Origin of the sequence: Pseudomonas sp. PS02290 (assembly GCF_029960075.1) — a bacterium.
In the GTDB taxonomy this organism is placed as follows: domain Bacteria; phylum Pseudomonadota; class Gammaproteobacteria; order Pseudomonadales; family Pseudomonadaceae; genus Aquipseudomonas.
The window spans coordinates 16,931-31,543 of sequence record NZ_JASCOY010000031.1; the positions used below are offsets into that span (position 1 = coordinate 16,931).

General features: G+C 61.0%; 12 protein-coding genes. 7 read left to right on the plus strand and 5 right to left on the minus strand.

What is annotated here, in order from left to right; all coding sequences use genetic code 11:
• The first annotated feature begins 532 nt into the window (after positions 1 to 532).
• On the plus strand, positions 533 to 1,873 hold the full coding sequence (locus QMX88_RS15380) for an MATE family efflux transporter (RefSeq protein ID WP_282370743.1): 1,341 nt from the start codon (positions 533 to 535) through the stop codon (positions 1,871 to 1,873).
• On the opposite strand, the gene QMX88_RS15385 is transcribed toward QMX88_RS15380, so the two are convergent.
• The 5 genes from QMX88_RS15385 to QMX88_RS15405 all read right to left on the minus strand — a co-directional run bounded on the left by QMX88_RS15385 (position 1,863) and on the right by QMX88_RS15405 (position 7,127).
• Complete coding sequence (locus tag QMX88_RS15385; RefSeq protein WP_282370745.1) at positions 1,863 to 2,756, minus strand: alpha/beta hydrolase; 894 nt, start codon at positions 2,754 to 2,756, stop codon at positions 1,863 to 1,865. The genes QMX88_RS15380 and QMX88_RS15385 overlap by 11 nt on opposite strands.
• A gap of 90 nt (positions 2,757 to 2,846) precedes the next feature.
• The gene (gene speA, locus QMX88_RS15390; RefSeq protein WP_074890462.1) at positions 2,847 to 4,760 is read right to left on the minus strand and encodes an arginine decarboxylase; all 1,914 of its coding nucleotides are present in this window, start codon (positions 4,758 to 4,760) and stop codon (positions 2,847 to 2,849) included.
• Positions 4,761 to 4,942: 182 nt separating this feature from the next.
• Positions 4,943 to 5,314 carry a translation initiation factor Sui1 gene (locus QMX88_RS15395; protein WP_282370749.1) on the minus strand — a complete coding sequence of 124 codons (372 nt, stop codon included), beginning with the start codon at positions 5,312 to 5,314 and terminating at the stop codon, positions 4,943 to 4,945.
• A 163-nt stretch (positions 5,315 to 5,477) separates the two neighbouring features.
• Complete coding sequence (locus tag QMX88_RS15400; protein ID WP_192173429.1) at positions 5,478 to 6,023, minus strand: NUDIX hydrolase; 546 nt, start codon at positions 6,021 to 6,023, stop codon at positions 5,478 to 5,480.
• 3 nt (positions 6,024 to 6,026) lie between these two features.
• The gene (locus QMX88_RS15405; RefSeq protein ID WP_192173430.1) at positions 6,027 to 7,127 is read right to left on the minus strand and encodes a DUF2333 family protein; all 1,101 of its coding nucleotides are present in this window, start codon (positions 7,125 to 7,127) and stop codon (positions 6,027 to 6,029) included.
• Positions 7,128 to 7,475: 348 nt separating this feature from the next.
• Between QMX88_RS15405 and QMX88_RS15410 the strand changes: the two genes are divergently transcribed.
• From QMX88_RS15410 to prmA, 6 genes are all read left to right on the plus strand, one after another.
• Positions 7,476 to 9,140, plus strand: a complete 1,665-nt coding sequence (locus QMX88_RS15410; RefSeq protein ID WP_282370752.1) for a GGDEF domain-containing response regulator — start codon at positions 7,476 to 7,478, stop codon at positions 9,138 to 9,140.
• A gap of 113 nt (positions 9,141 to 9,253) precedes the next feature.
• A complete protein-coding gene (locus tag QMX88_RS15415; protein WP_282370754.1) occupies positions 9,254 to 11,050 on the plus strand; it encodes a protein-disulfide reductase DsbD in 1,797 nt (598 codons plus the stop codon).
• Positions 11,051 to 11,202: 152 nt separating this feature from the next.
• Positions 11,203 to 11,655 (plus strand): type II 3-dehydroquinate dehydratase, encoded by a 453-nt coding sequence (aroQ, locus tag QMX88_RS15420; protein WP_282370755.1) that lies wholly within the window; start codon positions 11,203 to 11,205, stop codon positions 11,653 to 11,655.
• A gap of 80 nt (positions 11,656 to 11,735) precedes the next feature.
• A complete protein-coding gene (gene accB, locus QMX88_RS15425; RefSeq protein ID WP_282370757.1) occupies positions 11,736 to 12,188 on the plus strand; it encodes an acetyl-CoA carboxylase biotin carboxyl carrier protein in 453 nt (150 codons plus the stop codon).
• 17 nt (positions 12,189 to 12,205) lie between these two features.
• Positions 12,206 to 13,555: an acetyl-CoA carboxylase biotin carboxylase subunit gene (gene accC, locus QMX88_RS15430; protein ID WP_192173435.1), complete on the plus strand. Its 1,350-nt coding sequence runs from the start codon at positions 12,206 to 12,208 to the stop codon at positions 13,553 to 13,555.
• 175 nt (positions 13,556 to 13,730) lie between these two features.
• Positions 13,731 to 14,609 (plus strand): 50S ribosomal protein L11 methyltransferase, encoded by an 879-nt coding sequence (gene prmA, locus QMX88_RS15435; protein WP_192173436.1) that lies wholly within the window; start codon positions 13,731 to 13,733, stop codon positions 14,607 to 14,609.
• Positions 14,610 to 14,613 lie beyond the last annotated feature (4 nt).

The window sequence follows — 14,613 nt, forward strand, 5'->3', positions numbered from 1 at the left end:
CCTACCCTTGCGGAAGTCGACTTGATTTCTCGGCCATGCTCGGGGACTGGTGGGAGTGAGCTTGGTCGACTCGGAATCCAGCCCACTCCGCTGAACCGGTGGGAGCGAGCTTGCTCGCGAAGGCATTTTCACTCCCGATGAAGGTGCGGCGGATGTGCCGACGCTTTCGTGAGCAAGCTCACTCCCACATGATCGAGGGCAACTCGGAATCCAGGCAGTGCCGCTAAAAGATGTGAGTGAGCTTGCTGGACCCAGAATCCAGCCCACTCCGCTCAACCGGTGGGAGCGAGCTTGCTCGCGAAGGCATTTTCATTACAGATGAAGATGCGGCGGATGTACCAACCTCTTCGTGAGCAAGCTCGCTCCCACATGATCGGGGGCAACTCGGAATTCAGGCAGTGCCGCTGAAAGGTGTGAGTAGCTTGGTCGACTCGGAATCCATGGCGCGCCCCGAGACGGGTGCACGGGAATGCAGAAGTCCTGCATTCCCGCGTCGTCATCGCTACACTCGCGCGCTTGCCCGGGAGCCTTCATGTCCAACTTCTTCAACGACTGGCGTCAGCGCGCGACGCATCGGCAGGTGTGGGCGCTGGCTGCGCCGATGATCCTGTCGAATATCTCCGTGCCGCTGGTTTCGCTGGTCGACAGCACGGTGATCGGTCACCTGCCCCACGCTCACCAGCTCGGCGCTGTAGCGGTCGGCGGCACGCTGTACAGCTTTCTCGCCTGGGCGATGGGTTTTCTGCGCATGGGCACGACCGGTTTCGCTGCCCAGGCCGCCGGCCGCAACGACGGAGCGGCGCTGCGCCAGGTGCTGTTGCAGGGCTTACTGCTGGCGATGGGATTTTCCGTGCTGCTGGGGCTGATCGGCTTACCGTTCCAGCACCTGGCGCTGGAGATGATGCAGCCCTCGGACGATCTCAACGAGCTGACCCGCGACTTCTTCCATACCCGCCTGTTCGGCTTACCCGCCGCGCTGGCCAGTTACGCGCTGGTTGGCTGGTTCCTCGGGCTGCAAAACGCCCGAGCGCCGCTGGCGATTCTGCTGACCACCAACCTGGTCAACATCGCGCTGAACCTGTGGTTCGTCATGGGCCTGGACTGGGGCGTGGTCGGCAGCGCGCGTGCGTCGGTCATCGCCGAATGGACCGGCGCCCTGCTTGGCCTCGCCCTCACCCACAGAGGTTTGCGCGCATACCCGGGACAGCTGGCAGTATCCGTACTCAAGCGCTGGCAGAGCTGGCGACCACTGCTCACGGTCAACCGCGACATCTTCATTCGCAGCCTGATCCTGCAATCGGTGTTCTTCCTGATCACGGTGCAAGGCGCTCGACTGGGCGACGCCACCGTGGCGGCCAATGCGCTGCTGCTTAATGGGCTGCTGCTGATGGCCCACGCGCTGGACGGACTGGCCCACGCCGTCGAAGCCCTCTGCGGACACGCCATCGGCGCGCGGGACCGCGACGCGTTACGCCGCTCGTTGAATGTCTCGGGAGGCTGGTCGCTGATTTGCAGCGTCGCGTTTGTGGCGCTGTTTCTGCTGGGCGGGCACCTGTTCATCGAGATGCAGACCGACATCACCGCAGTGCGCGACATCGCCTTCGTTTATCTGCCCTATCTGGCCGTACTGCCCTTTGTCGCGGTCTGGAGTTACCTGCTCGACGGCCTGTTCATCGGCGCCACCCGCGCTCGCGAGATGCGCAACGCCATGGTCGTCACGGCCTTGATCACCGCACCGTTTGCCTGGCAGGCAAGCGGATTCGGCAACCACGGTCTGTGGCTGGCGTTTTTGCTGTTCATGGCATTAAGGGCGCTGACGCTGGGGTATCTGGCATTGAAGCTCAACCGCAGCGGCGCTTGGTTCAACGGCTGACCGAGACGCTCGACACCGGCGCCTGATCCTGTGCGTGGATAAAGGCTGCGACCTCCTCCAGCACCGGCGCCAGGCTGCGTAACGGGCGGGCAAGTGCACCCACCAGCGTGCGGTGACTGGTGCGAGAGAAATACACCTCTCGCACTGACACGCCTTGAGCGCGCAAACGACTGGCCATGCCCCCCGTATTGCGTTGCGGGTTCACCTCCGTGTCATCGGCGGAAGCGATCAGCAACGCCGGCGGTGACGCTGCGCTGACATGGTTGATCGGCTGCGAGTCGGGCGGCGAATCCGGGAAGTAAAACACCGGCTTCACTTCCGGGTCTTCGATGGGCAGAAAATCATAGGGCCCGGCCAGACCGATCCAGCCCTTGATGATGGAAGGCGTCGTACCCGCTGCCGCCAGCCATTTTGGGTCCAGAGCAAGCATCGCGGCGTTGTAGGCCCCGGCACTGTGGCCCATCACATACAACTTCCCCGGATCACCGCCGTACTGACGAATGTGCGCGTGGGTCCAGCCCACCGCTTGGGCGCTGTCCTGCAGCAGTTCCCGGTAATGCACTTGCGGGTACAACCGGTAATCGGCAAGCACCGCAACGATGCCCCGGGACGCAAGCGCTTCACCGACGAAAGCGTAGTCACCCCGCGATCCGCTGATCCAGCTGCCGCCATAGAAAAACACAACGACGGGCGCGTCCGGCGCTGCATCTTTGGGCGTGTAGATGTCGAGTTTGTTGCGCGGTTCCGGGCCGTACGCCAAGTCAGACGTTTTGCTGAACGTGCTGCTCGGGGTAAACGCGTTGAGCACCTTCAGCGGCGTGCAAGCCATCAGCAAGGTCATCAACCAGACGGCGAACACCGCTTTGAGCGCCAGCTTGATCATCGTTCATGCTCCCGAAACAGTGAAGGATGCCTGACTGTGCAGACAACGAAAACGGGCCACAAGGGCCCGTTTTTGGGAGTCGCTACCTCATCACGACGACAGGTAGGACGACCGCGTCAGGCCCAGACGCAAGGCATCCAGAAACTGGGTGCGCTCGCGCGGGGTGATCTTGGCGCTGGCGACTTTGTCCCGGTAATGGGTCATCAGTTCTTCCGGCGACAAGTGCACGTAACGCAGCATGTCTTCGATGGTGTCGTGGGTTTCGATCCCGGCCGAATACGCGCTGCCATCCTGGTTCTGGTAGATGTTCACCGAATCGGTGTCACCAAACAGGTTGTGCATGTCGCCGAGAATTTCCTGATACGCACCGACCAGGAACACGCCCAGCAAGTAATCCTCACCCTCGTTCAATGAGTGCACCGGCAGGCTAGTCTCGATGCTTTGCTCGTCGACGTACTGATTGATCTTGCCGTCGGAGTCGCAGGTCAGGTCTTGCAGCACGGCGCGACGCAGCGGCTCTTCATCCAGACGATGCAGCGGAATGATCGGCAGCACCTGATCAATCGCCCAGGTGTCCGGCAGGCTCTGGAACACCGAGAAGTTGCAGATGTATTTATCGGCCAGCTTGTCGTTGAGCTCGTCGAGCACTTGGCGATGGGAACGCTGACGGGCTTTCAGCGAGTTGTGCAAACGACGGCACACCGCGAAATAGCACTGCTCGCCCAAAGCCTTCTGCGCCAGGGTGATCTTGCCGTCGGAGTACTGCGACGCGATGTCACTCATGTAGTGCGTGGCGCGCCAGTAGGTCTCGGTGACCATTTCGATGTCGGTCGGGCCGAGCAGATCGATCAACCACTGCAGGGTCTCCGGCAGGCTTTCCTTGTCAGTGATTTCCGGCACTTCGTCGTTGTGACGCTCGACGTCCGTCACCTGGATCACCAGCATGGCGTGGTGCGCGGTCAGCGAGCGGCCGCTTTCCGAGAAAATGTGCGGATGCGGCAGTCCCTGCGCGTCACAGAACTCCTTGAGCATCCCGACCACGACGCCGGCGTAATCATCCATGTCGTAGTTGATCGAGCTGGCGTTGCGCGAGTGGGTGCCGTCGTAGTCGACACCCAGACCGCCGCCCACGTCGATGTGGTCCACCGGCAGGCCGAGGTTGCGCAGCTCGCCGTAGTAACGAATCGCTTCCTTGAAACCGTGCTGGTAGTCCGCCAGGTTGGCGATCTGCGAGCCCATGTGGAAGTGCAGCAGACGAATGCCCTGATCGAGGCCTGCCTTGGTGAAGCGGTCGACGACCGACAGCAACTGCGCGGCGGACAGCCCGAACTTGGACTTTTCGCCACCGGTGTCGGCCCACTTGCTCGACGCCAGGGACGACAGGCGCACACGCAGACCCACTTGCGGCGCGACCTTCAGCTCGGCGGCTTCTTCGATGACCAGTTCGACTTCGGACTCTTTCTCGATGACGATAAAGACGTTGTGGCCCAGCTTCTGACCCATCAAGGCCAGACGAATGAACTCGCGGTCCTTGTAGCCGTTGCAGACGATGGTGCCGCCTTTCGGCGCCAGGGCCAGCACGGCCATCAGCTCAGGCTTGGAGCCGGCTTCGAGGCCGATGGACACGTTTTGCGTGGCGATGATGTTTTCCACCACCGCTTCCTGCTGGTTGACCTTGATCGGGTACAGCGCGGTGTACTTGCTCTGGTATTCCAGGCGGGCGATGTTCTCGTCGAACGCACCAGTCAACTGACGCACGCGATCCTGCAAAATGTCAGGGAAACGCACCAGCAGTGGCAGGGACAAGCCGCTCTTGCGCAGCTGATCGACCTGCTCGTAAAGATCGATGGGCGAACTGGTCGGCCCGTTGGGGCGAACTTCAACGCGGCCGGCTTCGTTGATTGCGAAATAACCGGCCCCCCAATGACGGATCCCGTAGACACTGCGGCTGTCTGCCACGGTCCATTGGCTGCCATCGTCTTTGCGTGTGCGTCGTACGGACATCAAAGTCCCCTATAGAAAAGTCATAAAGCCCCGGCCTGACCGGCTGGGCGCAGTGTAGAGCGTGGAAATGACGGTTTGGCGCCTGCTCGCTGTGGGGCAATAGACCCGCATTGCGCAGCAGAGTTTGCATGGATGAATGCGGCCAGACCGACGACTAAATCAACGGGCTCGAAACAGACGGCTCAACCGCCCGACTTCTTCGCCTTGAAACCCTGCTTGACCAACTCGGCCAACAGCGTTTCGACGTGGTCACCCTGGATCTCGATCACGCCATCCTTCAGCGCGCCGCCGGTTCCACACCGTTGCTTGAGGGTCTTTGCCAGGTCCTTGAGCGCGTCTTCGGCCAGCGGAACGCCGGTGACGGTCGTGACAGTCTTGCCGCCCCGGCCTTTGCTTTCGCGGCGCACGCGGGCAATACCATCACCTTCCGGGATGAGCGTGCTTTTGCAGGTACAGGCGTGGACGGGCTGACGGCAGTCGGGACAATGCCGACCGGCGTCGGTTGAAAATACCAGGCCACCGAGGGCGGCGAAGGATGCGGCTTTTTTGGCCACCGGCAATCCTCTTGTTGAGGAGCGAAGTCTGGCCGGCGGGAACCGACCGCGAAGCCCCACTCAGGCAGGGGCAGCGCTACCGGATCGAAAGAACGGTCCGGCGTGAAAAGTCGCGCAGTGTAACGGCAAAAGGCGCCGATGCTAAGAGCAAATATGCGCCAATTTACGGGACTTTTGCGACGCCTTCCAAATAGCGCCTGAAGGCGGCCAGCGAGTCCGGGCAGTAAGGCTTTTCGGTGGTTTCGCGCAGCACCTGATCGATGCTGAGAAAGCGCGCTTCCAGCACTTCTTCCGGCTGCAGTTTCAGCGGTCCGTCCCAGACTGCAGAGAACACCGCGCACCACAGTCGGTTATCCGGCTGATCGAAGAAGAAACGTTCGTGAGGGGTAAGCGGCACGCCAGAGACGCCCAACTCTTCCTCCAGCTCGCGCGCTGCCGAAAGCTCGTAGCTTTCATCGGCCTGTACCATGCCGCCCGCCGCCACATCCCAATACCCGGGATAGATCGCCTTGCTCAGCGTGCGTCGATGCACACACAGCTCACCGGCCGAGTTGAACAGAAGGATATAGGTGCCGCGTCCGATGAGACCGCGCTCACGCAGCTCGGCCCGGGGCAGCGCGCCGAGGGATTGATCGTGACGATCAACCCAGGCAATCAGCTCGGCGTCGGAGGCCGCACGGTGGGCGGCCTCTTGATCGGAAACGCTCATCGATCAGCCTTGGGACAGCAACTGGCGCAGGTCAATCACCGCCGCGTTGGCACGGGACAGGTAGTTGGCCATGACCAGCGAGTGGTTGGCGAAGATGCCGAAAGGGCTGCCGTTGAGGATCATCGGGCTCCAGATCGGCTCTTGCGAGGCTTCCAGTTCACGAATGATCTGACGCACGCTGACGGTTGCATTCTTCTTCGCCAGCACATCGGCGAAGTCGACTTCGATCGCACGCAGCAGGTGCGACAGCGCCCAGGCCTGACCGCGTGCTTCATAGAAGACGTTGTCGATCTGCATCCATGGGGTTTCAACGATTTCTTCGTCAACCTGCGGCACTTCGCCCGGTTTGACCGTGACCGTGGACTGCGCCTCGGTTTTCAGGGTGCTGTTCAGCTTGACCCGACCGACGCTGGCGGACAGTCGCTGGGACAGAGAGCCCAGTCGCGTACCCACGTCGCCCAACCAGTTATTCAGGTTGTCGGCGCGGGTGTAAAACAGCGCGCCCTTTTGATTGGGGTCAGACAGGCGCGCCTGGTAGCGGCTCAATGCAGCGATGCCGTCGCGGTATTGAGACTCGCTCGAAGGAAGCACCCAGCTTTTATTGTCGAAGTTGAACAGTGGCTCGGCGCGCGCCAGATCGCCGTCTTCGGCAGACTGGGATTGCGACCGAGCGAAGTCTTTACGCAGCGCGCGGCTCAGGTCGCGCACCTGGACCAGCACGCCGTACTCCCAGCTCGGCATGTTGTCCATCCACAAGCCGGGCGGCGAACGATCGTTGGAAATGTAACCGCCCGGTTTATCCAGCAAAGTGGACGCGACGGTCTTCAGGGTTTCGACGGTGGTGTAGCCCAACACCATCTGCTTGCCTTCACTTTGTGCGGCAGCCTGGGCTTGCTGCTGGACCGGAAACAGTGGCGGTTCGCTGCTCCACCAGATGCCGAGCACCACGGTGACCACCAGATAAATACCCACCACGGCCCCGACGGCACGACTGAACAACAGGCCGCCCCAATACCCCCGAGAACCCCGAGGCGCCTTGCCCATCGGCTTTTCGTCAACGCGTTCAGTTCCCGCGCTGCCCGAGCGCTTCTTCCAATCCAGCATGGCCTTGTCCTTTCAATCACGGAATTCAGTGCTTCTGACCGCAACCTTACAGCAAGGTGCGTTTGGCAGGAATGTAGTGGCAGGTGCAATTGTTTAGCAGCTGAGTCGAGCGCGTCCCCGGCCAAAGGCACCTTATCCATTCTCCTATCCCGCTATCCGCAGCTACGCTTCCTGCCTTGAACTGAACCAACTGGTTCGAACACTCAAACGGGTTTAAAGATAGAAATTTGACGGATAAAACCGTCAAAAATGACGAGAAAATGACTTGCGGCAATCCTGATCCGGAGAAGTAGTGCTAGCATAGCGCCAGCATTTATATCGGGGTTTCCCCTGTAAAGAAGTCAGCACATGACCGAAGCAGAAGATCCGAGCCGCGACCGGCTCAAACACCACTTTGCCCAACGCGTTATCCATCAGGCCCGTCAGATTCTTGAGGTGTGGCAACGCCTGCAGCAAAGTGAATGGTCGGCAACGGACATGGCTGAACTCAGCGAGGCCAACCAGCGCCTGCTGCGTTTCGCCGAACGCTTCGAGCAGGCCGAGCACGTGCAACTGGCGACCGCGATCAACCTGGCGTTGCTTGACGTCGAGGCCAACCGAGGCCGTTTGAGCAGCGCCCTGATTACCGACCTCAATCGTCTGATGCAGCGCCTGTCCCGAACTGGCCTCCGGCACGGCGACCGTCTTGAGCAAACCGCGCTGCCGCCCCTGCGCAAGCCGATCTATATCGTGCTTCAGGATCACGAACGCGGTGAGCGCCTGGCCAAACAACTGGAATTCTTCGGCCTGAGCGCGCAGTCACTCGCAAACGTCGACTCCTTCCACATGACCATGGCCGAGCGCTTGCCCGCCGCCGTCGTCATGGATGTCGACTTCGGCGCCCCGGGCCAGGGCCTGAAGCTCGCCACTCAAATGCAGGAAGGACTGGAGCAAAAACTGCCGCTGCTGTTTTTCAGCCATCACGAGACGGACACCCCCACACGCCTTGCGGCCGTGCGCGCCGGAGGGGAAGAGTTTCTGACCGGCACGCTTGAGGCCTCCAGCCTGCTGGAGAAGATCGAAATCCTGACCCGGGTCGCGCAGTACGAACCGTACAAGGTCCTGATCATCGATGATTCGCGCGCCCAGGCCACACACACCGAGCGCTTGCTCAACGGCGCCGGAATTGTCACCCGGACCCTGTTCGACCCGATCAAGACCATGGCTGAACTGGCCGAATTTCAGCCTGACCTGATCATTCTCGACATGTACATGCCCGGCTGCACTGGCACCGAGCTGGCCAAGGTGATCCGCCACAATGACCGCTACGTCAGCGTGCCGATCATCTACCTCTCGGCTGAGGACGATCTGGATAAACAGCTGGATGCGATGAGCGAAGGCGGCGACGATTTTCTTACCAAACCCATCAAGCCCCGCCACCTGATCACCACCGTGCGCAATCGCGCGGCACGGGCGCGCAACCTAAAAGCGCGAATGGTCCGCGACAGCCTGACCGGCCTTTACAACCACACGCACATCCTGCAATTACTTGAAGATTGCAGCTTCCGCTCGCGGCGGGAGAACAAGCCGCTGAGCTTCGCCATGCTGGACATCGACCACTTCAAGAAGGTCAACGACAGCCACGGTCACCCCATGGGCGACCGTGTGATCAAGAGCCTGGCGCTGTTCCTCAAGCAACGCCTGCGCAAGACCGATTACATCGGTCGCTATGGGGGTGAAGAGTTCGCGGTGGTCATGCCGGACACAGATCTGGCAGCCGCCCACGGCGTGCTCGACGAAATCCGCCAGCGCTTCGCCGAAATCCACTACCCCGCGCAGCCCGTTGATCTGTTCTGCACGTTCAGCGCCGGGGTGGTGGAAATCGCCGAGGACGACGATGCGCTGATGATGGCCTCGCAAGCAGACGAAGCGCTGTACCGCGCAAAAAAGGCTGGCCGCAATCAGGTGCATGGGCTCCAGGAGCGCGTTGCAGTGTCGCCCTTGAGCAAACACACCCAGCCGGACACTGTTTGACCGCTGTTTCCTACATCATTTTCAGACCGAAGCAGACCGAAGAACTCAAGCCCTCCCTGCACGCCCGCAGCCACTCCGCTATCATGCGCGGACTTCTGTGATGCGAGACCGCCATGCGCCGCCTGCTTTGTCTGCTACTGCTGATCTGTGCCCTCCCCGCTGTCGGCGCGAGCTTTCTGGAGAACAGATCGAGCCCCACACTGGGCAGCGCAGCAGTCGACAACAGCAAGGACTTCCTGCCGGTTCGCCAGGCGTTCCAGCTGAACCTGAGCGACACCACCGCTGACTCCATCAAGTTGCAGTTTGTCGCCACCGAAGGCTACTACCTGTATCGCCATCGCTTTCAATTTCGCACCGAGCCCGCCGACATCGGCCTCGGCGCCGCGCAACTGCCAGACGGCGAAAAGAAACACGACGAGTACTTTGGCGACGTCGAGGTCTATCACGGCATTCTCGACGTCAACTTGCCGCGCAACGCCGGGGACGACCGCCCTTTTACGCTAGTCGTCACCTATCAGGGATGCGCGGACAAAGGGCTCTGCTACCCGCCGGAAACCGAGCGCCTGAGCATCGGCGGCAGCGCAACCTCTTCTGCCGACGCATCTGCTGCGGCGCCATCAGGCAATGAGCAACCGTTACCCTCCTTCAGCTGGAAACAACTGGCGCTGTTTTTCCTCGCCGGAGTCGGGCTGACCTTTACGCCGTGCGTATTGCCCATGCTGCCGATCCTCTCCGGCGTGGTCCTGCGCGGGCAGATCGGCGGGCTGCGCGGTTTCTCCTTGTCCCTGGCCTACGTGCTGCCGATGGCGATCTGCTTCGCCATCCTCGGCGCACTGATGGGCATGTTTGGCGCCAGTCTCAACCTGCAAGCACGCCTGCAGTCGGCATGGGTCCTCGTGCCGTTCGCCGGGTTCTTTGCGCTCTTCGCTATCGCCATGTTCGGCGCGTTCGAGCTGCGCCTGCCCCGCGCGCTCAATGACCGGCTGGACCGCATCGCAGGCAATACCCAGGGCGGATCCTTGTGGGGAGCAGCGGTTCTGGGCGTGGTTTCAAGCCTGCTGGTCTCGCCTTGTGTCTCAGCACCATTGGCCGGCGCACTGCTTTATATAAGCGCGAGCGGCGATGCGCTGGGCGGAGCTTTGAAGCTGTTCGCTTTGGGCCTGGGCATGGGCGCTCCACTGGTGCTGGTGGCAACGGGTGGCGCGGCGTGGCTGCCGAAAAGCGGGCCATGGCTGGTTGCGGTCAAGAACGCCATCGGCGTGCTGTTGCTGGCCCTGGCCATCGGTTTGCTGAGCCGGGTGATTCCGGGGCAAGCCACGTTGCTGTTGATCGGGCTGCTAGGAGCCGGCGTTGCGATCTTTATGGGTGCGCTGGAGCTGGGCGAAAAGACCACCCGTGGCCGCCTCGCTCAATTGCTGGGTCTGTTCCTGCTGGTGTACGCCCTCGCGTGCTGGTACGGCGCGCTGAGTGGTCAGACTGACCCGATGCGCCCGCTGGGTCAGGCTCAAGTCATTGCGAGCGGCGCCAAGCAAAAGTCCGACAGCCGCTGGCAGACGGTGACCCAGGCGAGTGAACTGGACCGAATTCTTGCGGAGTCCAAAAGCGCAGGTCAGCCGGTCCTGGTCGACTGGTACGCGGACTGGTGCATCAGCTGCAAGGTCATCGAGCACGAAGTTCTGCCGGACCCGAAAATTGCCAGTGAGCTGGGCGCTTTCAGGCTGGTCCGTTTCGACATGACCGACAGTAACGCCGAGCAACGCGCCTTGCTGGATCGCTACAAACTGTTCGGCCCTCCAGCGCTGCTGTTTTTCGGAAAAAACGGCAACGAGCTGGAAAACGTCCGTGTCGTCGGCGAAATCGACGTGGAAGCCTTCGCAGAGCGCCTTTCTAGAGCAAATGACCAAATTTAGCGTCATGGTCACAAACTTCGCGCGAACATCGGGCATCGTGCTGAATATTGTGGGTAACTGGACAGTCCATCGTACTTTCCGGCATAGTCGCTGCCCATCAGCGGCTCACTCTGTGCGTGAGCGTCGAAAACGCGAACAACAAGGAACACTCGATGGCGACTTTTCTGGTTCTTCACGGACCTAACCTGAACCTGCTGGGGACCCGTGAACCGGGGATCTATGGCTCGGTCACGTTGGCCGATATCAACCAGGATCTGGAACAGCGTGCGAGCGAAGCCGGTCACCACCTGATGTACCTGCAGAGCAACGCTGAATACGAGCTGATCGATCGCATCCACGCTGCACGCGATGAAGGCGTGGACTTCATCCTGATCAATCCGGCTGCTTTTACGCACACAAGCGTTGCGATACGTGACGCGTTGCTGGGAGTGAGCATCCCATTCATCGAAGTGCACCTGTCGAACGTGCACAAGCGCGAACCTTTCCGCCATCACTCCTACTTTTCAGATGTTGCTGTAGGCGTGATCTGCGGCCTTGGCGCCAGCGGTTACCGACTGGCCCTGGAGGCCGCCCTGGAACAATTGGCCAAGAGTTCGAAAGCGTGAACGGCACAGTCCCGTACTGAGCCAGACCGCCGGAACCGGCTACCAAATCCCCCTGACCGTCCCTTGGGAGTTGATGATTAATGGATATCCGTAAAGTCAAGAAACTGATCGAATTGCTGGAAGAGTCCGGCATCGACGAATTGGAAATCCGTGAAGGCGAAGAATCCGTACGGATCAGCCGTCACAGCAAGACTCCAGCACAGCAGTACTACGCGCCTGCTCCGGTTGCCGCTCCGTCACCTGCCCCGGTTGCAGCGCCAGTGGCCGCCGCGGAAGCACCTTCTGCTCCGAAGCTCAACGGCACCGTCGTCAAATCTCCAATGGTCGGCACCTTCTACCGCACCCCGGCGCCTGGCTCGCCAGCGTTCGTTGAAGTCGGCAAGACCGTCAAGAAAGGCGACACCATCTGCATCGTTGAAGCGATGAAAATGATGAACCACATCGAAGCTGAAGTCAGCGGCACGATCGAATCCATCCTGGTAGAAAACGGTCAGCCGGTTGAGTATGACCAGCCGCTGTTCACCATCGTTTGAACCGGGGAGAGCCTGCGATGTTGGAAAAAGTCCTGATCGCCAACCGCGGCGAAATCGCCTTGCGCATCTTGCGTGCCTGTAAAGAACTGGGCATCAAGACCGTCGCGGTCCATTCCACGGCAGACCGTGAGCTGATGCACCTTGGCCTGGCAGACGAAACCGTCTGTATCGGCCCGGCGCCAGCCAACCTGTCGTACCTGAACATTCCGGCCATTATTTCGGCAGCTGAGCTGACCGGCGCCACGGCGATTCACCCGGGCTACGGTTTCCTCGCGGAAAACGCAGACTTTGCCGAACAGGTCGAGAAATCCGGCTTCGCGTTCATCGGCCCGAAAGCCGAAACCATTCGCCTGATGGGTGACAAGGTTTCCGCCAAAGACGCCATGAAGCTTGCCAAGGTGCCAACCGTTCCCGGTTCCGACGGCCCGTTGCCGGAAGACGAAGAAACCGCGCTGCGCATCGGCCGTGAAGTCGGCTATCCGGTGATCATCAAAGCCGCTGGCGGCGGCGGTGGTCGCGGCATGCGCGTGGTGCACAAGGAAGAAGACCTGATCGAAGCGGCCAAGCAGACCCGTGCTGAAGCGGCTGCCTGGTTCAGCAACCCGATGGTCTACCTGGAGAAATACCTGACCAACCCACGTCACGTGGAAGTGCAGGTGATTTCCGACGGTCAAGGCCACGCGATCCACCTGGGCGATCGCGACTGCTCCCTGCAGCGCCGTCACCAGAAGGTCCTGGAAGAAGCGCCGGCGCCCTTCATCGACGAACAAGCCCGCAAGGACGTGTTCGCGGCATGTGTCAAAGCGTGCATAGACATCGGCTACCGTGGCGCTGGCACGTTCGAGTTCCTTTACGAGAACGGCCGCTTCTACTTCATCGAAATGAACACCCGTGTTCAGGTGGAGCACCCGGTATCGGAAATGGTCACAGGTATCGACATCGTCAAGGAGATGCTCAGCATCGCCGCCGGCAACAAGCTGTCGTACACCCAGGATGACGTGGTCATCACCGGGCATGCGCTGGAATGCCGGATCAACGCTGAAGACCCGAAAACCTTCGTTCCGAGTCCGGGCCTGGTCAAGCATTTCCACGCGCCGGGCGGCAACGGCGTGCGTGTGGATTCGCACCTGTACAGCGGCTACAAGGTTCCGTCCAACTACGACTCGCTGATCGGCAAGCTGATCACCTGGGGCGCCACTCGCGATGAAGCCATGGCGCGCATGCGTAACGCCCTGGATGAAATCGTGGTCGACGGCATCAAGACCAACATCCCGCTGCACCGTGATCTGACCCGCGATGAAGGCTTCTGCGAAGGCGGCGTCAACATTCACTACCTGGAACACAAGCTGGCCGCTGACAAGCATTGATCCGCCAGTAAGTGCGACAGAACAACAAAGCCGCTTTCGAGCGGCTTTGTTGTTTTTAGCAGGACCGGCATCGCTGCGACACCCGCTTTGTTGTTTCCCCGCGAACCCCGTAAACTTGCCGGTCTTTCGTGGCCGTCGGCCCCCTTTCAATTTTCCAACTCGAAGGTCACCCGCCATGCCTTGGCTGCAAGTCCGTCTCGCCATTAGCCCAGAACAAGCCGAAACCTACGAAGACGCGCTGCTCGAAGTCGGCGCCGTATCGGTGACGTTCATGGACGCTGAAGACCAGCCGATCTTCGAGCCAGAGCTGAACACCACGCCGCTGTGGTCGCACACGCACCTGCTGGCGCTGTTCGAAGCCGACACCGATGCCGATCACGTGCTCGCTCACCTGAGATTGCTCACCGACGCCGAGCTGCCGGAACACACCCACGAAGTGATCGAAGATCAGGATTGGGAACGCAGCTGGATGGACAACTTCAACCCGATGCGCTTCGGCCAGCGGTTGTGGATCGTGCCGAGCTGGCACGCCGCGCCGGAACCCGACGCAGTCAATCTGTTGCTCGACCCGGGCCTGGCGTTCGGCACGGGCACCCACCCGACCACTGCGCTGTGCCTTGAGTGGCTCGACGGTCAGGACCTCGCCGGCTGCAACGTGCTGGATTTCGGCTGCGGTTCCGGCATTCTGGCCATCGCCGCGTTGCTGTTGGGCGCCGAACAGGCGGTCGGCACCGACATCGACGTCCAGGCCCTCGAAGCCTCGCGCGACAATGCCGGCCGTAACAACGTCCCGGCCGAGAAATTTCCGTTGTACTTGCCTGAAGACCTGCCCCAGGTGCAGGCCGACGTGTTGGTCGCCAATATCCTCGCCGGCCCGCTGGTTTCTCTGGCGCCGCAGTTAGCGAGCCTGGTCAAGCCCGGCGGCCGTCTGGCGCTGTCCGGCATCCTTGCCGAGCAAGGCGATGAAGTCGCTGCCGCCTACGCCGACACCTTCGAGCTGGACCCGATTGCCAACCGCGAAGGTTGGGTACGGATCACCGGTCGTCGCCGCTGACAGC